Raw genomic sequence first — 19,479 nt, forward strand, 5'->3', positions numbered from 1 at the left:
ATCAAGCCGCCGGGCGGTCCTCCGGATCCTCTAGCAGGATCCGGGCCGCGTCGCCCGCGGGATCCTCGTACTGGCCCGCCCTGAGCGTCCACCAGAAGGCGGCGACAGCCATGAGTCCGAGGCCCACGGAGAAGGGCGCGAGGAACAGGAGGATGGTCATGGCCGGGTCCTCATCCGAAGGGCGTTGAGGGTCACCGCCAGCGACGAGCCCGACATGGCGAGCGCCGCCACGAACGGGTTGACGAGGCCGAGCATGGCCGCGGGCGCGGCGATGACGTTGTAGAGGGTCGCGAAGCCGAAGTTCTCCATCGCGCGCCGGCGCGCGGTCAGGGCCACGTCGTAGGAGTCGGCCACCGCCATCAGCCCCTGCGCCGAGAACACCAGGTCCGCCGCGTTCTGGCTGGCCTCCAGCGCCGTGCCCGGCGCCATGGCCGCATGGGCCTTCGCGAGAGCCGCGGCGTCGTTGAGCCCGTCGCCGACCATCAGCACCTTCTTGCCCTGTGCGGCCAGGGCGTCCACGGCGGCGGCCTTCTCCTGCGGGGTCAGGCCGGCGCGCCAGGTCTCGATGCCGGCGCGCTCGGCGGCCGACCACACCGGCGCCGCCAAGTCCCCTGAGAGCACCTCCACCGTCAGGCCGCGGGCCTTCAGGGCCGCCACGGCGAGCGCGGCGTCGCGGCGCAGCTGGTCGGAGAAGCGGAAGCGGACGGCCGCCTCGCCCTCGAACCCGAACCACAGCTCGGTCTCGCTGGCCTCGCGGCTGTCGGCGCCCACGAAGGCGGCGCGGCCCAGGCGGGCCGGGCGCCCGCCGATCACGCCCTCGACGCCCAGGCCGGCGTGCTCGATCACCTGGTCCGCCAGCGGGCCATCGCCAGCCTCTTCGGCCAGGGCGCGCGCCAGGGGGTGGCTCGAGGCGCGCGCCAGGGGCGCGGCCAGGTCCACGGCGGCCGGGTCGTTGTCGATCAGGCGCGGACGGCCCTCTGTGAGCACGCCGGTCTTGTCGAACACCACGTGGTCGATCTCGGCCAGGCGCTCCAGCGCCGCCCCGGACTTCACCAGCACCCCCTTGCGGAACAGGCGGGCCGAGGCCGTGATCTGCACCGCCGGAACCGCCAGGCCCAGAGCGCAGGGGCAGGTGATGATCAGCACGGCCACGGCCCGGATCAGCGCCTCGCGCGGGCCGAGGCCCAGGGCCCAGCCGCCGGCGAAGGTCAGGGCCGCCACGGTGTGGACGACGGGCACGTAGACGGCCGCGGCCTTGTCGGCGAGCCGCACATAGCGCGACTTCGACTGGGCGCCGGCCTCCACCAGGCGGGCGATGGCGGCGAGCGCCGAATCCTCGGAGCGCGCCACGGCCTGCAGGCGCAGCACGCCCGACAGGTTCAGGGCGCCGGCCCGGCAGACCTGGCCAGCGGCGACGGCGACCGGGGCCGTCTCGCCGGTCAGCAGGGCGTTGTCGAGCTCGGACGCGCCGGACTCGATGCGGCCGTCGACGGGGATGCGCTCGCCCGGGCGCACCAGGACGATGTCGCCGGGCTGCACCTCGCTCAGCGGGCGGCGGTGCTCATGGCCCTGGCCGTCCAGGACGGCGGCGGCCGGCGCCTGCATGGCCAGCAGGTCGCCCGCGGCGCTGCGCGCCTTGGCGCGCAGCTGGTGGTCGAGCCAGCGCCCGATCAGCAGCAGGAAGAGCAGCGAGACGGCGGCGTCGAAATAGGCGTCGCGGCCGTTCAGCAGGGTCTCGGAGAAGCTGATGACCAGGGTCAGGATGACGCCGATCGAGATCGGCACGTCCATGTTCGCCCGGCCGCCCTTGAGCGAGCGCCAGGCCGACTGGAAGAAGGGCACGCCGGCGTAGATGGCGCAGGGCGCGCCCACCGCGCCCGACAGCCACATCATCACCTGCTTGGTGGCGGGGCCGAGCTCCTGCCCGAACAGGCCGGCCCACAGCGGGACCGAGAACATCATGGTGTTCATGGCGCCGAAGGCGGCCACGGCCAGCGCCAGGATCAGCCGGCGGCCTTCCCGGTCATGGGCGATCTGCGCCTGGCCGGGGTCGTAGGGGGTGGCGGGGTAGCCGAGCTTGTCCAGGGCGGCGATCACCGCCGCCGGGTCGCCGGAGGGGCCGGCGAAACCCACGGTCAGCTTGCCGCTGGTCAGGTTCAGCCGCGCGGAGTCCACCCCCGGCAGCTCGCCCACCGCCCGCTCGATCTTGCCCAGGCAGCCCGCGCAGCGCGCGCCCCGCACCAGGAGGTCGAGGGAGGCGCGGCCGTCCTTGCCCCTGGCGAGGAAGGCGCTGAAGTCGGCGCCGGACCCCGCGTCGTAGGTCACCGCCACGTCAGCCTCCGCTCCGCCGTGAACAGGCGGCCCTTGGCGTCGCGCGCCTCGGCGGTCAGGTCCCAGGCGCCGTCGATGGCGCCGGTGGTGGCCTCGTAGCGGCCGGGGGCGGCCTCGACGAAGCGCACCGAGCGGCGGCCGGCCTCGGTGGCGGGGCGCTCGAGCTTGCCCTGCACGGCGAGCGCCTCGACCGGCCGGCCGTCCTGGTCCTGCACCTGCAGCACCACCACGCCGGGGGCCGCTTCCGCCGCCGCCCGCCAGCCGAGCGCCGCCTGGGCCTCGATCTGGGCGATCTTGCGGTTGTAGAGCAGGCCGTCCTCGTAGGGGGTCACCGAGACCTCGCCCGGGTAGGTCTTCAGGGCCAGCACGGTGAACCAGGCGTCGAAGCCGATCACCAGGGCGAAGAAGGCGCTGACGCCGCCCAGGACGTGCCAGCCGTTGATGCGGAAGCCGTCGCGGGCGGTGGAATGGGTCGCGCTCATGGGTTGGCGGCTCCCGACAGGAAGGTGGTCTTGGTCCGGACGGTCTCGCCGCCGGAGCGGATCTCGAAGGCGGCCGGCGTGCTGGTCCCGGCGAGATCGTCCGGCTCGGCGGTGACGAACACGCGCACGGCGGTGACCTCGTTGGGCTGGGCGGTGATGCGCAGCGGCTGGCCGGCGGCGTGGCCGGGGCTCTTCATCCGCGCCTGCGGCACGCCGGAGAAGCCGATCTCCACGACCTGGGGCGCGAAGGTGCGGTTGGCGATCTTCAGCGTGTAGCCGTTGCGGATGTCCCCGTCGTGCAGGCGCACGAAGGTGGGGTTGCGGTCACGCAGGGCGTGCAGCTCGAACGCCGGCCGGGTCAGCAGACCCCACACCATCAGCCCTGACACGAAGACCAGGGCGACCGCGTAGTAGACCGTCCGCGGGCGCATGAACTTGTAGCGCGGCGTGTTGCCCATCTTCCGCTCGGCCACGGCCGAGTCGGTGTCGTAGGCGATCAGGCCGTGCGGACGGCCGACCTTCTTCATGATGTCGTCGCAGGCGTCGATGCACAGGCCGCAGTTGATGCACTCCAGCTGCGGGCCGTTGCGGATGTCGATGCCCATCGGGCAGGCCACCACGCAGGCGTTGCAGTCGATGCAGTCGCCGCGGCCTTCCCAGGCCATGCCCTTCTTGTGCGGTCCGCGCGGCTCGCCGCGGTCGTAGCGGTAGGTGACCTGCAGCGAGTGGTGGTCGAGCATCGCGCCCTGGATGCGCGGCCAGGGGCACATGTAGGTGCAGACCTGCTCGCGCATGAAGCCGGCGAACACATAGGTGGTGAAGGTGAGCAGGCCCGCGAAGATGTAGGCGGTCGCCGGCGCCTCGCCGACCCAGAAGTCCCGGATCAGGGTGGGCGCGTCGTGGTAGTAGAAGATCCACGCCCCGCCCGTGGCGAAGCCGATGCCCAGCCAGGTCAGGTGCTTGCCCGTCTTGCGCCACAGCTTGTTAAACGACCAGGGGGCGGCGTCCAGGCGCATGCGCGCGTTGCGGTCGCCCTCGAACAGCCGCTCCACATAGATGAACAGGTCGGTCCAGACGGTCTGCGGGCAGGCGTAGCCGCACCACAGCCGCCCGAACAGCGCGGTCACCAGGAACAGTCCCAGCGCCGCGATGATCAGCAGGCCCGTGATGAAGTGGACTTCCTGGGGCCAGAGCTGGATGTCGAAGAAGTAGAACCGGCGGCCGGCGAAATCGACCAGCACCGCCTGGTCAGGCAGCTTGCCCGGACGGTCCCAGCGGATCCACGGCGTCACGTAGTAGACGCCGAGCATCGCCACGAGCAGCGCCCACTTGATGGCGCGCCACTTGCCGTGGACCAGCTTGGGATAGATCGGCATCCGGGGCTTGTAGAGCCCACCGCCCGCGCCCTTCTTCCGAAGCCGCTCGGCAGCCGAGACCGGGGCCTCGCGCTTGGCGGGATCCGGCTTCGAGACGCGGTCGATGATGACGGTCATCGGCCGGCGCCCCCGGTCGCGGCGGCGGCCTTCGGAGTCTCGGCGACCACCTCGTCACCCCCGCCGGCGTTGGCGTGGATGTAGACGGCGAGCGCCTTGATGGTCTCGGGGCTGAAGCGCGCGCTCCAGGTCGGCATGACGCCGTTGCGGCCGTTCCAGATCTGGTCGTGGATGTCCTGCCGCGTGGAGCCGAACAGCCATTCGGCGTCGGTCAGGTTGGGAATGCCGCGGGTGACGTCGCCGGTCCCGGCCGGGCCGTGGCAGGCGGCGCACTGGTCGGCGAACCCCTGGCGGGCGCGGTCCACGGCCGCCCCGTCGGCCTTGCGGCCCGACAGCGCCACCACGTACTCGGTCATGTCGCGGACCGCCGGCTCGTCCAGCATGCCGTCGCGCCCGAAGGCCGGCATCATGGTCGCGCCGCGCGTCTGCGCATGGCCGGAGCGGACGCCCACCTCGATGGTGTGGCGGATCTCGTCCAGCGAGCCGCCCCACAGCCACACGTCGTCGCGCAGGTTGGGATAGCCCTTGGCCCCCGCCCCGCCCGTGCCGTGGCAGGTGGCGCAGTTGTCGCCGAACACCGACTGGCCGACCTGCAGCGCGTACTGCTGCAGCTCGGGGTCCTGTTCGATCTGCTGCAGCGAAGCGGTCTGCAGCTTCACCTCACCGGCGCCGCGCTGCGCCTTCAGGGCGGCCAGCTGGCGGCTCACGTCGGCGCGGTCGGACTGGCCGAGCACGCCCTTGGTGTAGCCGCTGATGCCCGGCCAGGCCGGCATCAGCACCCAGTAGACGATCGCCACCGCGATGGAGCCGTACCAGACCCACAGCCACCAGCGCGGCAGCGGGTTGTCGAGCTCCTTGATGCCGTCCCACTCGTGGCCCGTCGTCTCGACGCCCGAGTGTTCGTCCGTTTCACGCTTGTCGTCAGACATTGTCGCTCTCGTCCTTCTCGAGCGGCAGCTGGGCGAGGCGCTTGAACGCCTCCTTGTGCCTGGGCAGCAGGGCGTAGATCACGCCCGCGGCGAAGATCGCGGCGAAGTAGAGGGTCCCGCCCTGCTGGGCGAAGGTCGCCACGGTTTCGTAGCTGAGGCCGCTCATCGCAGGTTCTCCGGGCTCTCCGCCTTGTAGGTCTTGAAGTCGACCATGGTCCCGAGGACCTGCAGGTAGGCGATCAGCGCATCCATCTCGGACAGCCGCTCGGGGTTACCGTCGAAGTCCCGCTGGGCGACCTTCTCGCTGTACCGCTTGCGCAGGTCCGAGTTGGCGCTGGCGAACGGATCCACCTGGGTCTCGAGGTCGAGCCTGGCGTTCTGGATCTGCGCGTCGGTGTAGGGCACGCCCACCCGCCGCAGGGACGTCAGCTTGGCTTCGATGGCCCGGTAGTCGAGCTCCTTCTGCGCTAGGAAGGCGTAGGGCGGCATGTTCGATTCCGGCACCACCGATCGCGGGTTGGTCAGGTGATCCACGTGCCAGCTGTCGGAGTACTTCTCGCCCACCCGGGCCAGGTCGGGCCCCGTGCGCTTGGATCCCCACTGGAACGGGTGGTCGTACATGCTCTCCGCGGCCAGGCTGTAGTGGCCGTAGCGCTCCACCTCGTCGCGCAGCGGGCGGACCATCTGCGAGTGGCAGACGTAGCAGCCTTCACGGACGTAGATGTCGCGACCCGCCTGTTCGAGCGGGGTGTAGGGACGGACGCCCTTCACCTTCTCGATCGTGCTCTCCAGGTAGAAGAGCGGCGAGATCTCCACCAGGCCCCCGATCGAGACCACGATCAGGATCCCGATGACCAGCCAGATGGAATTGCGTTCGAGGTTCTTGTGACTCTTCCACATGTGCGGAGCCCTTACTCAGCGGCCACGAGGGCCGGGGCGGGCGCCGCAGGCGAGGCCAGCTCCGACTCCGAGGAGGCGATGCTGGGCATGCGGATCGTACGCCACAGGTTGTAGGACATGATCACCGCGCCCGCGAGGAACATGAGGCCCCCGATCGTGCGGATGACGTTCTCGATGTGCTTGGCGGCGACGGTCTCGACGAACGAGTTCGCCAGGAAGCCTTCCGGCGTGTACTCGCGCCACATCAGGCCTTCCATGATCCCGGAGACCCACATCGCGGCGATGTAGAGCAGGATGCCGGTCGTCGCGATCCAGAAGTGCCACTCGATCAGGCGGTTCGACCAGATCCGCTCCTTCTTCCACAGCCACGGCACGAGGCAGTAGACCGCGCCGAAGGTGATGAAGCCGACCCAGCCCAGCGCGCCGGAGTGCACGTGGCCGATCGTCCAGTCGGTGTAGTGGCTGAGCGAGTTCACCGCGCGGACGCTCATCAGCGGACCTTCGAAGGTCGACATGCCGTAGAAGGCCAGCGCCACCGTCATCATGCGGATGACCGGGTCGGTGCGGATCTTGTCCCAGGCGCCCGAGAGCGTCATGAGGCCGTTGATCATGCCGCCCCAGGACGGCATCCACAGCATGATCGAGAAGGTGGCGCCCAGCGTCTGCGCCCACTGCGGCAGGGCCGTGTAGTGCAGGTGGTGCGGGCCCGCCCAGATGTAGATGAAGATCAGCGACCAGAAGTGGACGATGGACAGGCGGTACGAATAGACCGGCCGCTCCGCGCGCTTGGGCACGAAGTAGTACATCATCGCCAGGAAGCCGGCGGTCAGGAAGAAGCCCACCGCGTTGTGGCCGTACCACCACTGGGTCAGCGCATCCTGCACGCCGGAGAAGGCGGAGTAGCTGCGCGTCTCCAGCAGGCCGATCGGCATTGCCAGGTTGTTGACGACGTGCAGCAGCGCGATCGTCACGATGAAGGCCAGGTAGAACCAGTTGGCCACGTAGATGTGGGGTTCCTTGCGCTTCCAGATGGTGCCCAGGAAGACCAGCAGGTAGGCGACCCAGACGACGGTCAGCCACAGGTCCACGTACCACTCGGGCTCGGCGTACTCCCGGCTCTGGGTGATCCCGGCGAGGTAGCCGGTGGCGGCCAGCACGATGAAAAGCTGGTAGCCCCAGAACACGAACCACGGCCAGATGCCGCCCGCCAGGCGCGCCCGGCAGGTGCGCTGGACCACGTAGAAGGACGTGGCGATCAGCGCGTTGCCCCCGAACGCGAAAATGACCCCCGAGGTGTGCAGGGGCCGCAGGCGTCCGAAGTTCAGCCAGCCGTGCTCTGGGAAGTAGAGCAGGTTGGGCCAGGAGAGCTGGGCGGCGATGACCACCCCCACCAGCAGGCCGACGACGGCCCAGAACATGGTGGCGATCACGCCGGCCCGGACGACCCCGTCTTCATAACGGGTCGCGTCCTGGCGGAAGCGGTCGTGGCCGAGGCCGGCGGACATCACCAGGAACGCCAGGGTGAAGGCGCCGGTGAGAATCCAGCCGTGCAGTCGGAACAGGGGATCGGGCGAGAGCGCGGTCATGAGGAGCGCGCCCAGGGCCGATACGCCCATGAGTGTGTAGAGGAGGAGGACGTTGAACGGCGCTTCGTCCGGCGTGGCCGCTAACTGCTTCATTGAGCCCGTTTTCGTGGCTGACTTGAGAGATGCCGTCCCAGTGCCTGAGCCCGCCGGCGGACGCCTTGACGTGGATCAAGGCGCCCCGGCGGCCGCCCGGGCCATCTGGCTGCGGACAGTCAAGAAGGGTCCCCCCATGCGCCGCTCGCCAGATCAGACCAGCGAGGCTTTCGAGAAGGCCGCCCTGCGCCTCGCGGGCCTGGCCCTGCTCATGGCCGCCGCCCTCTCGGGCCGCCTCGCCTACGAGCACATGGTGTTCCTGGCGGAGATCTGCGGCGGCTCCGCCTTCGTGGGCCACTGCGTCTGGTGCGCGGCCACCGTGGCGCTGGCCGCTTCGGGCCTGGCCAGCTTCGTCGTGGCCGGTCGCCCGCGGCGAGTAGCCGCACCGATTCGGAAGAACTAGCCGCTCAGCACGGCGCGGTGGCGATGCAGGGGACCATGTCCATCTGCCGCCTCGCGCCGTCGTCGACTTTCGACAGCGCGTCGATATAGGCGATCACCGAGGCGGCCTCCGAGCGCGTCAGCACAATCTGCGGCATGCCGTATACGGAGTGCCGGTCCGAACTCGCCACGCTCCGCTGCAGGCTTTCGGGCGTGTGCAGCCCGGCCATCAGCCAAAAGGCCGGCGCCCCGCGGTGGGGGCTGGGCCGGCCCGGCGCCGCGCTGTGGCACCCTGCGCATTTGCGCGACACCAGCCTGCGGCCCTCTTCGACCACGGGCGGCGTCGCGGCCTGCGCCGCCTCGACCGGCCGGGTCACCGCCCAGCCGGCCGCGGCGACGAGCGCCCCGGCGATCAGGATCGGCGCGAGGCGCATCGGCGCCTACGCCTTCGCCTTGGCCCGCACCTGGCGCAGGTGCGCCCGCATGGCCTCGGCGTTGTCATCGACCCGCTCGTGGGCGTCCGACGCCTCGATCCGCGCGGAGAGCTGGGGCGTGAGCTTGGCGCGGAGCGCGCCCAACGCCGTCGGCGGGGCGATCAGCACGAGGCGGTCGAAGGCCTTGCGCTGGGCCGCGGCGTGCAGGTGCTCGACGACGCGCGCCAGGAACCGGACCTCGGCCTCCTGGGAGGGCTTGTGCTCATGGGCCCCGTGACGCCCCAGGCCGCCGCGCTCGTGCACGGTGGCGGAGTGCGGACCCGCCTGCGGTCGGTCGCCGCCCTCGATCCGCATCGATTCGTCCGGCAGCTCGCGCAGTTCGCCGGCGCGGGTCCGCTCCTCGAACACGCGCATCCGGGCCCCGTCGGCGACGACGACCCAGGTGGTTCCTTGGTCTTCCATGGTCTCTCCTTTTCGTCGCTGGGACGTTTCCGACAGCCTGACCGGCTCGGCTGTGATCCAGGTCAAGCCGGGCGGTTCCGTAAGACTACTTAGGGGAACGACCCGAATATCGGCTGGCGCCGCTTTGGGAGACCTTGGGCCATCGGCAAAGGAGCGGCGCGATGGGCTTGGCCTACCAGATCGAAGATGTTGGCGTCGAAACCGCGTCTCCCACCATCTCCGCCCTGATGGACCGCCTCGGCGTCCGCCTGCGCTTCGCCCGCAATGAGGAGATCTACGGCCAGGACGACGAGGTGGAGTTCCTCTACCGCGTGGTCTCCGGCTCGGTCCGCACCATCCGGCTGACCGCCGACGGCCGCCGCCAGCTCGGCGACTTCTACTATCCGGGCGAGCTGTTCGGCCTGGAGCCGGGCCCCGACCACCGCTTCTCCGCCGAGGCCCTCACCGACTGCGTGGTGCAGGTGCTGAAGCGCTCGGCGGTTCGCGCCTTCTCCGGCGACGCCGAGCTGGACCGCGCCATCCTCGCCGAGACCCACCGCGAGCTCGAGCGCACCCAGACCCACCTCCTGCTGCTCGGCCGCAAGTCGGCCCGCGAGAAGGTCGCCGCCTTCCTCATGTCGCTGGCCGGCCGCGGCGCCGACATCGACGTGGAGCTGCCCATGGGCCGCCAGGACATGGCCGACTACCTGGGCCTGACCATCGAAACCGTGTCGCGCACCCTGACCCAGCTGCAGGATGCGGCTATCGTGGAGTTCGCCGCCACCCGCCGCTTCCAGGTGAAGAAGTGGGAGACGCTCGAGCGCCTCGCCGAGTAGCGGCCGCTCTGCAGAAGGAGGTCCGCATGTCCCAGACCCACGAAACCGAAAGCGTCAGCCGGGCCGCCGCGGCGATCCGCTACGACAGCGTCCTGGTGCACGTGGAGCCGGGGCTCGCCTCGTCGCGCCGCGTGGAGATCGCCGCCGGGCTCGCCCGCCGCTTCGGCGGCCGGGTGATCGGCCTGGGCGCCGAGGCCCTGGAGCCGCCGACCGCGGTGGATCCCTATTCCGGCCAGCTGGTGGCCGAGCTGGTCGTCCAGATGACCCGGCAGATCGAGGCCGACCTGAAGAACGCCGAACAGGCCTTCGCCCGCGACGCGGCCGGCGTGCAGTCCGAGTGGCGCGTGACCCAGGCGACGCCGAACCGCGCGCTCGCCGCCGAGGCCCGCGCCGCCGACCTGATCGTCATGGGCGCTCAGGCGGAGCGGTCCAGCAACGTCTACCGCAGCGCCGACGCCGCCGAGGTGGTGATGACCGCCGGCCGGCCCGTGCTGGTCGCCCCCGCCGGCGCCGCGCACCTGAAGGCCGAGAAGATCATCGTCGCCTGGAAGGACACCCGCGAGTCGCGGCGGGCCGTCGCGGACGCCCTGCCCTTCCTGCTGCGCGCCGACGAGGTGATCGTGCAGGCGGTCTGCGCGGAGGACGCCGCCGAGGCGTGCGAAGCCCAGACCCAGGACGTCGCCGAGGCCCTGCGCCGCCGCGGCGTGCCGGCCCGGGCGAACGTCACCACCGCTCCGGAGGCCAGCGTCGCCGACGAACTGCTGGCGGAGGCCGCGGCGCGCGGCGCCGACCTGATCGTCATGGGCGCCTATGGCCACAGCCGCATGGCGGAGTGGGTGTTCGGCGGGGTCACCCGCACCGCGCTGGCCGATCCGCAGGTCTACCTCCTGCTCAGCCACTGAGGTCGGGCGTCAGCACGGCCGCGCCGGCGAAGGCGCCGGCGCGCAGGTCGTCCAGCGCCTGGTTGGCCTCCTCGAGGGCGTAGGTCTTCACGTGCGGGCGCACGCCGGCCCGCGCGGCCAGCGGCAGGTATTCCTGCGCATCTTGCCGCGTGAGGTTGGCCACCGACACCAGCCGCCGCTCCTCCCAGAGCAGGGCGTAGGGAAACGCCGGGATGTCGCTCATGTGGATCCCGCCGCAGACCACGGTCCCGCCCTTGCGCACCGCCCTCAGCGCCCGCGGGACCAGCCCGCCGACCGGCGCGAAGATGATCGCCGCGTCCAGCGCCTCCGGCGGGGCCTCGTCCGAGCCGCCCGCCCAGGCGCACCCGAGCGTCCGGGCGAGGTCCTGGGCCGCCCCGTCCCCCTCCCGCGTGAAGGCGTAGACCGCCTGGCCCTCGTGGATGGCGAGCTGGGCCAGCAGGTGCGCGGCCGCCCCGAATCCGTAGAGGCCCAGCCGCGCCACCGGCCGCGCCTCCGAGGCCTTCTTCCAGCAGCGGTAGCCGATCAGGCCCGCGCACATCAGCGGCGCGGCCTCTGCGTCGGAGAGCCCCTCGGGCACGGGAAAGCAGTAGTCGGCGCGGGCGATCACGGTGTCCGCATAGCCCCCGTCGCGGGTCCAGCCGGTGAAGCCCGGCGCGTCGCACAGGTTCTCCTGGCCTTCGCGGCAGTAGCGGCACCGGCCGCAGGTCTCGCCCAGCCAGGGCACGCCGCGCCGCTCGCCCGGGGCCACGCCCGCCACGCCCGGCCCGACGGCGTCCACCACCCCGATGATCTCATGGCCGGGGATGATGCTGCCGCAGCGCGGCGCGAGCTCGCCATCGACGATGTGCAGGTCCGTGCGGCAAACCCCGCAGGCCCGGACCCGCAGGCGAAGCTCGCCCGGCCCGGGCTCGGGGTCCGGCCGCGCCTCCGGCCGCAGCGGCGTACGCGGCGTCTTCAATACCATTCCCAGCATCGGGGCCTCCCGCCGGAACCGATAGGGCGCCACAGTGGTCCGGCGTTGATGGGGGTCAAGGAGCCCCGCGCGCCCCCGAGGCAGGAGACGCCATGACGACGCGAAACCTCGACGCCCTGTTCCATCCCAAGGCCATCGCGCTGATCGGGGCCAGCAACACGCCGGGCTCCGTGGGCCAGGTGATCGCGCACAACCTGGCGCAGGGCGGCTTCGCCGGCCCGGTGCTGCCCGTCAACCCGCGCGCCGCCTCCATCGGCTCCTCCCTCGCCTATCCGTCGGTGGAGGCCCTGCCCCGGCCGGTGGACATGGCGGTGATCGCCACCCCCGCCCCCACCGTGCCCGGCCTGGTGGCCGAGCTCGGCGCGAAGGGCTGCCGCGCGGCGGTCGTGGTCAGCGCCGGCGTCACCGGAGAACTCAAGCAGGCGATGCTCGACGCCTCCCGGCCGCACCTGCTGCGCATCGTCGGTCCCAACTGCCTGGGCTTCATCTCCCCGCGGGTGGGCATCAACGCCAGCTTCGCCCACATCGCGCCCGCCGCCGGGGGCCTGGCGCTGGTGGCCCAGTCCGGGGCCATCGCCGCCGCCGCCCTCGACTGGGCCAAGCCGCGCGGCATCGGCTTCAGCCATGTGATCAGCATCGGCGACGCGGCCGACGTCGATTTCGGCGACCTGCTCGACTACCTCGCCATCGATCCCGACACCAAGGCGATCCTGATCTACCTGGAGAGCATCACCGACGCGCGGAAGTTCATGACCGCCGGCCGGATCGCCGCGCGCTCCAAGCCTGTGGTGGTGATCAAGGCCGGACGCACCAGCGCCGGGGCTGCGGCCGCCTTCTCCCACACCGGCGCCATGGCCGGCTCCGACCTCGTCTACGACGCCGCCTTCCGCCGCGCGGGGATGCTGCGCGTCGGCGGCCTGCGCGAGCTGTTCGACGCCGTCACCACGCTGAGCGCCGGCCTGCGGGTGCACGGCGATCGGCTGGCGATCCTGACCAACGGCGGCGGCGCCGGCGTCATGGCGGTGGACGCGCTCACCGACCGCGGCGGCCGGGTGGCCGACCTGCAGCCCGACACCATCGAGGCGATCACCCGCGCCGCCCCGAAGAGCTGGTCGCACGGCAACCCCGTGGACATCCTGGGCGACGCCCACCCCGACCTCTACGGCAAGGCCATGGAGGCCCTGCTGGCCGACAAGCAGAACGACGCCATCCTGGTGATGAACTGCCCCACCGCGGTCGCCGACAGCACCGAGGCGGCCCGCACCGTGGTGGCCGCCAGCGCCGGCAAGCAGGGCCCGTGGGGCCGGCCGGTGTTCACCTGCTGGCTCGGCGACTTCGCCGTCGCCGAGGGCCGCCGGGCCTTCGCCGCCGCCGGCATCCCGACGCACGAAACCCCCGACGAGGCCGTGCGCGCCTTCATGCACCTGGTCGACCACCGGCGTAACCAGGAGCTCCTGATGCAGACGCCGAGCGATCGGCGGCGGCTGAACGGCGGCGCCGCGGCGGCCCGCGCCATCGTCGAGGCGGCCCTGGCCGACGGCCGCCGCATCCTCACCGATCCGGAGGCCCGCGCGGTGCTGAAGGCCTACGGGCTGCCGGTCGTCGACGACCGCACCGCCCGCACGCCCGCCGAGGCCGCCGCCGCCGCGCGCGAGCTGAAGACGCCGGTGGCGCTGAAGGTCCTGTCGCCGGACATCAGCCACAAGTCCGACGTCGGCGGGGTGGCGCTGGACCTGCAGGACCCGGCCGAGGTGCTGGAGGCGGCGGAGTCCATGCGCGCGCGGGTCCAGGCCATGCGGCCGGATGCGGAGCTGGAGGGCTTTGTGGTGCAGCCCATGGTCTCGCGCCCCAAGGCGCTGGAGCTGCTCTGCGGCCTGGCCCACGACCCCACCTTCGGACCCGTGGTGCTGTTCGGCCACGGCGGCGTCGCCACCGAGGTCCTCGCCGACCGCAGCCTCGGCCTGCCGCCGCTCAACGACGTGCTGGCGCGCGACATGATCGCCCGCACGGCCGTCTCCCGCCTGATGGAGGGCTACCGCGACCGCCCGCCGGTCGACCTGGCCGGCGTCGCCGACGTGCTGGTGGGCCTGGGCGAACTGGCCGACGACCTTCCGGAGGTCCTCGAGCTGGACATCAACCCGCTGCTGGCCGACGCCGACGGCGTGCTCTGTCTCGACGCCCGCATCCGGCTGCGGGCGCCCGGCGAAACGGCCGCCCGGCCGGCGATCCTGCCCTATCCCCAGGCGATGGAGCGCACCGTCACCATGGACGGCGCGGAGACCCTGACCGTGCGGCCGATACGGCCGCAGGACGCCCCGCGGATCGAGGACCTGATCGACCGCTCCTCGCCGGAGGACGTCCGCCTGCGCTTCGCCTCCGGCTTCCGCCACCTGCCGCCCGGCTGGGCCGCGCGCCTCTCGCAGATCGACTACGACCGGGAGATGGCCCTGGTGGCGGAGAACGGGACCGGCGAGATCCTGGGCGTCAGCCGCATCGTCGGCGATCCCGAGGGAGAGACCGCCGAGTTCGCCCTCATGGTCCGCAGCGACAGCCAGCACCGCGGTCTTGGCGGCCTGCTGCTGCGGGCGATCCTCGATCACGCGCGCACCCGCGGCATCCGCGAGGTCTGGGGCGACGTGGCCCGCCACAACGACCGCATGCTGGAGTTGGCCGAGAACCTCGGCTTCGGCCGCCGGGCCGGCGAGGACGTGGCCCGAGTGAAGGTCATCAAGCGCCTCGACCTGGCCCCGCAACCCGCCGCCTGAGGCGCAAAAGAAAGAGCGCCCCGATGGCCTCGGGGCGCTCAGACCAGTCCGCGTCTCCGGGGGTGAGCTATTTGGACTGGATCTCGATGGTCTTGGTCTCCGCGCCGGGGCGCTTGGGCACGAAGATCTTCAGCACGCCGTCGGCCATGGTGGCCGTGATCCTCTCGGCGTCCAGGCTGCGCGGCAGGTAGATGGCGCGGGAGAAGGCCCCGTACCGGCGCTCGATGATCCGGTAGCCGTCGCCCTCGTCCGCGTGGTGGGCGGTCTTCTCGCCGCTGATGGTGAGGACGTCGTCCTCGGCGGTGATCGTCACTTGATCGCGCGTGAGACCGGGCAGCTCGACGGAGATGTCGACGCCGGCGTCGGTGTCGACCACGTCCATCGCCGGAACGGGGCGGAAGTCGGCGACGGCGCGCCAACCCTGGCGCGGCTCGCCCACGAGGCGGGCGAGCTCCCGCTGCAGGGGCGCGAAGCCGCTGGCCGGGCTGCGCTCCAGGGTCGTGGTGCTGTCGTCGATGTCGGCCGAATCGGCCATCCGTTCCTCCGCGCCCGTCCGGGTCTTGGGGGAAGGTCAGCACGTCGCCGTCGATCCCGCCTTGAGCTTCGTCAAATCCGAAACACGCCGCCTCCGCCCCACTCGGCATCCGCCCTCGAAGCCGTGTATGGCTGCGGCCATGACCTCCGGAACGGCCCCTCACGATCCCGCCCTGGCCGACGTCCTGGTCGACCGGGCGCACGCCGCCCAGGCCGCCGGCCGGTTCGAGGAGGCGGAGGCGCTCTATGCGGCGGCCGTGCAGGCCGCGCCCGGCGCCTGGCGGGCCCACCACGACCGCGGCGGCTTCTACAAGCTGACCGGACGCCTCGCAGAGGCGGAGGAGAGCCTCCGGCGCGCGCACGACCTGGCCCCGAGCGATGCGCGCACCCGCCACGCCCTTGGCATCGTCCTGCTCAGCCAGGGCCGCTACCGCGAGGGCTGGACGCTCTACGACGCCCGCCACGACATCCCCGACCTGCGGCTCTTCAAGCCGCAACTGCCCTTCCCCGAGTGGCGCGGGGAGCCGCTGGCCGGCCGCAAGCTGCTGATCTTCCCGGAACAGGGGCTGGGCGACCAGATCCAGTTCGCCCGCTTCGCCCCGTGGCTCGCAGCCCTCGGCGCCGACGTCACCCTGCTCTGCCACCCGACGCTGGCGACCCTCTTCCGGGACAGCCTGGGCGTCCGCGTGGTCGCCGCCGCCGGCCAGGTGGAGTTCCCCGATCCCGACGTCTGGGTGATGTCCGGCTCGATCACCGGCCGCGCCGGCCTGGAACCCGAGGACCTGCCCGCCGCCCCCTATCTCGAAGCGCCGGTTCCGACCACGCCGCCTGGCGCGCGCATCGGCGTGGCGACCCGCGGCAACCCAGCCCACGCCAACGACGCCAACCGCTCCCTGCCCGCCGACGCCGCGGCCGAGCTCCTGGCCCTGCCGGGCGCCATCAGCCTGCTGCCGGAGGACACCGGCGCCCAGGACTTCGCCGAAACCGCGGCACTCGTGGCCGGCCTCGACCTGGTGATCTCGGTCGACACCTCCATCGCCCATCTGGCCGCGGCCATGGGCAAGCCCACCTGGATCCTGCTGCCCCGGCTGATGACCGACTGGCGCTGGATGGACGAGGGCGAGGCCAGCCCCTGGTATCCGACGGCGCGGCTGATCCGGCAGGCGGTCCCGGGCGACTGGACGAGGGTGGTGCGCGCCGTCCGCGCCGACGTCGAGGCGGGCCGCCTCGAGGTCGCGGCGCCGCCGCCCAGGCCGAGGCCCGCCCCGCGCGCCGCGGCTGCGCCCGCCGTCCCTGCGCCCGCGCCCGCGTCCGACGCGCTCGCCCGCGCCGCGGTGCGGATGGTCCCGCGCGGCGCCCGCGTGCTCGGCCTGGGCGCGGACGCCGCCGCCCTCGAGCGCCTGCTCCCGCAGGGCGCGACCTACGTCAAGGCCGACGCCCCGCCCGCGACCACCGACGCGGACCTCGTGGTCGCGCTGGGACTGGCCGACCCGGCGGCCGCGCTCCCGGCGCTCCACGCCCTCGCCCGCCCGGTGCTCCTCAGCCACGCGGACGACCCGCGCTGGCCCGCCCTGCTGGCGCAGGCGGGCTTCCGCAGCCTGGCCGAGCAGCCGTCCGAGGGCGGCCAGGTGGTGCGCCGGCTGGCGCCGGACCCCGCCCGCGCCGCGCCGGAGAAGTCCGTCTGGGTGCTCACCTACCGCAACGTGGAGAACTTCGGCGACCGGCTGGGCGTGCACCTGCTCAGCCACATCCTGCCGCCCAACGCCCGCGTCCGGCACATCCACCACAAGCCCTGGGACCCGCCGCTCGAAGGCGAGGCCGACCTCCTGGTGGTGGGCATCGGCAACAGCCTGTTCCAGGCCCTGCTCACCGACGAGCTGCCGGCCCTCATGGACCGGGCCAAGGCGCGGGTGGGCATCTTCGGGACCCAGTACCGCGAGGCCCTGCCGGCCGAGCGGCTCCACGTGGTGATCGACCGCTGCGACGCCTGGTACGCCCGCGCCGAGGAGGACCTGCTGCTCTACGGCCGCGGCCGGCCGCAGGCGCGGCACATGGGCGACTGGCTGATCCACGCCTTCCAGCTCGCCGAGCCCAGCCGCGACGAGATGGTCAACCTCGACGACCAGCCGCCGCCCGACCCGGCGCTCGACCGCACCATCGAGTACATCCAGAGCTTCCGGCGGGTGTTCTCGCCCAGGCTCCACCCCCTGCTGTGCGCCCTGACCTCGGCCGAGGAAGTCGCCTACCGCGAGCAGCGGCCGCCGGGCGCCCGCGGCGAGCCCTCGGGCAAGTTCCGCTCGCTCCTGCTCGACGTCTTCGGGGTGGAGAAGCCGGAGGGCCAGTTCTGGTCCGTCGATCGCGCGGCGGTGGCGGCCTACAAGGCGCGCGTGGCGGAGAACGTCGAGGACGCGCGCCGCACCATCGCCCGCCTGCTGGCCTAGGCGATCCGTACGCCGGTATCCTCCTGGGCCGCCTCCACGGCGAAGCCGAAGTCGAAACGGCCCGAGCCGTAGATCCGGTAGAGCGGCTCGCCCGCGGCCACCGGCTCGCCGGTCTTGCGCAGCATCTCCACGCCCGCGCCGGGATCGGTGGGCGCCCCGGCCAGGCGGGCGACGGAGGCGATCCGCAGGCAGTCCACGGCGGCCACGTGGCCCGCGGAGGGCGCGCAGACCTCGTGGGTCAGTCCGCCCAGGGTCGCCGATAGCGGCGAGGCCCCCTGCGCCTCGCAGATCTGGTCCATCTTGGCCGCGGCGGCTCCGCTCTCCAGCAGCTCGCGGGCGCGCCGCTCGCCGCCGCCGCCGCGCAGCTCCGGATCGAACTCCAGCACGCGCCCGGCCAGCCGCACGGACTTCTCCTCCAGGTCCTTCGGCGCGTCCGGCCGCCGCTGCAGGACGGCCAGCACGTCACGCGCCTCCAGCATGGGCCCCACGCCGCGGCCGATCGGCTCGATGGCGTCGGTCAGCACGACCTCCAGCGTCAGGCCCAGGCCGTCCGCCACATGCTCGAACAGCTTCTTCAGCCGTTGCGCGGAGCGGCGGTCCCGGACTTTGGCGGTGGGGCCCACCGGCAGGTCCAGGATCAGGTGGGTCGAGCCGGCGGCGACCTTCTTCGACAGGATGGAGGCCACCATCTGCTCGGGCGTGTCGATGGACAGCGGCCGCTCCACCGAGATCAGCACGTCGTCGGCCGGCGACAGGTTCACCCGCCCGCCCCACACGACGCAGGCGCCGCAGGTCTCCACCACCTCGCGCATCTCGTCCTCGGACAGGTCCACGCGGGCCAGGACCTCCATGGTGTCGGCGGTGCCGGCCGGCGAGGTGATCGCCCGCGAGGAGGTCTTCGGCATCAGCAGGCCGTGGGCGGCGACGATGGGCGTGACCAGGAGCGTCGTGCGGTTGCCCGGGATGCCGCCGATGCAGTGCTTGTCCACCACCATCGGCCGGCTCCATTCCAGCCGGCGGCCGGCGGCGATCATGCCGGCGGTCAGGCCCTGCACCTCCTCAGGCGTCATGAAGGCGGCGCAGGCCACCAGGAAGGCGGCGATCTCCATGTCCGACCAGCGGTGGCCGGCGAGGTCGCGGGTGATGGCGGCGTAGTCCTCGGCCGAGAGGGTCTCGCCGGCGATCTTGGCCTTCACCGCCTCCAGGGTGCGCGGGGGGCGGGCCGGCGCCACCTCCACGGGGTCCCCGGCGCGGGCGCCGAGCCGGCGGAAGGTCGGCTCCGGCAGGCCCACCTCGCCCGGCCCCACCAGGGCCGGGTCGTCGCAGATCATCGGCGTGGCCAGCAGGGTCGTGCAGTTGGCGCGGATCTCCACCTTGCGCAGGCCGGCCAGCCGTTCGGGCCGAAGCACCGGGTCGCCGCGCGGCAGCAGGATCACGTTTTCGCGGAAGGTGTTGAGCGCCACGGGGCGCGCGCTACGCGGCGCCCCCGGGCCCCAGTGGGCCGCGGCGGGCGCCTCACCCGGCCCGTCGGAGGACGTCGCGGCGCCGGGACCGGATCGTGGGAGGTCGTCGGCCATGGCGGCCGGCTTGCCCGATCAGTGGGCGCGGTGCAAGGCGAGCTCGGGCTCGCGCGGCAGGCCGAAGGCCCGCAGGCCGGCCGGCAGCCGCATGGCCATCCGCATCGCCTCGCGCATGGACGGGAAGGCGGTCGCCGCCTGGGGGTCGTCCACCCATTCCGTCTGGCCCGCCGCCGAGACGAGCAGGTAGCGGTCGTGGGGCGCCTTGCCGCCATCGCCCTTCACCACCAGGGCGGGCGTCGTGTGAACCATCTGTTGAGCGCCGAGCATCGGGGCCTCCTGTTGTTGCAGTAGGCTTAGAGGCGGCCCGCCGGCGCAGCCATTCGGGTCGTGTCCTTAGGTAATCGTACGGAGGATCGG

General features: G+C 72.5%; 19 protein-coding genes. 5 read left to right on the top strand and 14 right to left on the bottom strand.

Annotation, left to right across the window (positions count from 1 at the left end):
- Window position 1 precedes the first annotated feature (1 nt).
- The 8 genes from ccoS to ccoN are packed head-to-tail and all read right to left on the bottom strand — an operon-like array spanning window position 2 to window position 7,640.
- Window positions 2-160 carry a cbb3-type cytochrome oxidase assembly protein CcoS gene (gene ccoS / locus VM685_RS15725; RefSeq protein WP_325461121.1) on the bottom strand — a complete coding sequence of 53 codons (159 nt, stop codon included), beginning with the start codon at window positions 158-160 and terminating at the stop codon, window positions 2-4.
- Window positions 157-2,325: a heavy metal translocating P-type ATPase gene (locus VM685_RS15730; protein WP_414693400.1), complete on the bottom strand. Its 2,169-nt coding sequence runs from the start codon at window positions 2,323-2,325 to the stop codon at window positions 157-159. Before VM685_RS15730 ends, ccoS begins: the two co-directional genes overlap by 4 nt.
- A complete protein-coding gene (locus tag VM685_RS15735) occupies window positions 2,322-2,813 on the bottom strand; it encodes a FixH family protein (RefSeq protein ID WP_325461123.1) in 492 nt (163 codons plus the stop codon). The genes VM685_RS15730 and VM685_RS15735 overlap by 4 nt, the downstream gene beginning before the upstream one ends.
- Window positions 2,810-4,306 carry a cytochrome c oxidase accessory protein CcoG gene (gene ccoG, locus VM685_RS15740; protein WP_325461124.1) on the bottom strand — a complete coding sequence of 499 codons (1,497 nt, stop codon included), beginning with the start codon at window positions 4,304-4,306 and terminating at the stop codon, window positions 2,810-2,812. Before ccoG ends, VM685_RS15735 begins: the two co-directional genes overlap by 4 nt.
- Window positions 4,303-5,235 (bottom strand): cytochrome-c oxidase, cbb3-type subunit III, encoded by a 933-nt coding sequence (ccoP, locus tag VM685_RS15745; protein ID WP_325461125.1) that lies wholly within the window; start codon window positions 5,233-5,235, stop codon window positions 4,303-4,305. Before ccoP ends, ccoG begins: the two co-directional genes overlap by 4 nt.
- Entirely contained in the window at window positions 5,228-5,401 is a 174-nt protein-coding gene (locus VM685_RS15750) for a cbb3-type cytochrome c oxidase subunit 3 (RefSeq protein WP_325461126.1), read from the bottom strand. Before VM685_RS15750 ends, ccoP begins: the two co-directional genes overlap by 8 nt.
- Window positions 5,398-6,135, bottom strand: coding sequence for a cytochrome-c oxidase, cbb3-type subunit II (gene ccoO / locus VM685_RS15755; RefSeq protein ID WP_325461127.1), 738 nt, complete (start codon window positions 6,133-6,135; stop codon window positions 5,398-5,400). The genes VM685_RS15750 and ccoO overlap by 4 nt, the downstream gene beginning before the upstream one ends.
- Before the next feature lie 11 nt (window positions 6,136-6,146).
- A complete protein-coding gene (gene ccoN, locus VM685_RS15760; RefSeq protein ID WP_325462033.1) occupies window positions 6,147-7,640 on the bottom strand; it encodes a cytochrome-c oxidase, cbb3-type subunit I in 1,494 nt (497 codons plus the stop codon).
- 310 nt (window positions 7,641-7,950) lie between these two features.
- On the opposite strand from ccoN, the gene VM685_RS15765 reads away from it, so the two are divergent.
- Window positions 7,951-8,217 (top strand): hypothetical protein, encoded by a 267-nt coding sequence (locus VM685_RS15765; RefSeq protein WP_325461128.1) that lies wholly within the window; start codon window positions 7,951-7,953, stop codon window positions 8,215-8,217.
- A gap of 4 nt (window positions 8,218-8,221) precedes the next feature.
- Here the strand turns inward: VM685_RS15765 and VM685_RS15770 are convergent, their stop codons facing one another.
- Window positions 8,222-8,629: a c-type cytochrome gene (locus VM685_RS15770; RefSeq protein WP_325461129.1), complete on the bottom strand. Its 408-nt coding sequence runs from the start codon at window positions 8,627-8,629 to the stop codon at window positions 8,222-8,224.
- Between the two features lie 6 nt (window positions 8,630-8,635).
- Entirely contained in the window at window positions 8,636-9,091 is a 456-nt protein-coding gene (locus VM685_RS15775) for a host attachment protein (RefSeq protein WP_325461130.1), read from the bottom strand.
- 161 nt (window positions 9,092-9,252) lie between these two features.
- Between VM685_RS15775 and VM685_RS15780 the strand changes: the two genes are divergently transcribed.
- Both VM685_RS15780 and VM685_RS15785 read left to right on the top strand, forming a co-directional pair.
- Complete coding sequence (locus tag VM685_RS15780) at window positions 9,253-9,906, top strand: helix-turn-helix domain-containing protein (protein WP_325461131.1); 654 nt, start codon at window positions 9,253-9,255, stop codon at window positions 9,904-9,906.
- A gap of 26 nt (window positions 9,907-9,932) precedes the next feature.
- Window positions 9,933-10,808, top strand: coding sequence for a universal stress protein (locus VM685_RS15785; protein WP_325461132.1), 876 nt, complete (start codon window positions 9,933-9,935; stop codon window positions 10,806-10,808).
- Here VM685_RS15785 and VM685_RS15790 read toward each other — a convergent pair.
- Entirely contained in the window at window positions 10,798-11,793 is a 996-nt protein-coding gene (locus tag VM685_RS15790) for a zinc-dependent alcohol dehydrogenase family protein (RefSeq protein ID WP_325462034.1), read from the bottom strand. The genes VM685_RS15785 and VM685_RS15790 overlap by 11 nt on opposite strands.
- 101 nt (window positions 11,794-11,894) lie before the next feature.
- Between VM685_RS15790 and VM685_RS15795 the strand changes: the two genes are divergently transcribed.
- Entirely contained in the window at window positions 11,895-14,567 is a 2,673-nt protein-coding gene (locus VM685_RS15795) for a bifunctional acetate--CoA ligase family protein/GNAT family N-acetyltransferase (RefSeq protein ID WP_325461133.1), read from the top strand.
- 67 nt (window positions 14,568-14,634) lie between these two features.
- Here VM685_RS15795 and VM685_RS15800 read toward each other — a convergent pair whose 3' ends face one another.
- On the bottom strand, window positions 14,635-15,102 hold the full coding sequence (locus VM685_RS15800; protein ID WP_325461134.1) for an Hsp20/alpha crystallin family protein: 468 nt from the start codon (window positions 15,100-15,102) through the stop codon (window positions 14,635-14,637).
- A 127-nt stretch (window positions 15,103-15,229) separates the two neighbouring features.
- Between VM685_RS15800 and VM685_RS15805 the strand changes: the two genes are divergently transcribed.
- Window positions 15,230-17,542 (top strand): glycosyltransferase family 9 protein, encoded by a 2,313-nt coding sequence (locus tag VM685_RS15805; protein ID WP_325461135.1) that lies wholly within the window; start codon window positions 15,230-15,232, stop codon window positions 17,540-17,542.
- Here VM685_RS15805 and VM685_RS15810 read toward each other — a convergent pair.
- Window positions 17,539-19,119 carry a thymidine phosphorylase family protein gene (locus VM685_RS15810; RefSeq protein WP_325461136.1) on the bottom strand — a complete coding sequence of 527 codons (1,581 nt, stop codon included), beginning with the start codon at window positions 19,117-19,119 and terminating at the stop codon, window positions 17,539-17,541. The genes VM685_RS15805 and VM685_RS15810 overlap by 4 nt on opposite strands.
- An 18-nt stretch (window positions 19,120-19,137) precedes the next feature.
- Window positions 19,138-19,389: a hypothetical protein gene (locus tag VM685_RS15815; protein ID WP_325461137.1), complete on the bottom strand. Its 252-nt coding sequence runs from the start codon at window positions 19,387-19,389 to the stop codon at window positions 19,138-19,140.
- Between the last annotated feature and the right edge of the window lie 90 nt (window positions 19,390-19,479).

It is taken from the genome of Phenylobacterium sp., assembly GCF_035539035.1.
In the GTDB taxonomy this organism is placed as follows: domain Bacteria; phylum Pseudomonadota; class Alphaproteobacteria; order Caulobacterales; family Caulobacteraceae; genus Phenylobacterium.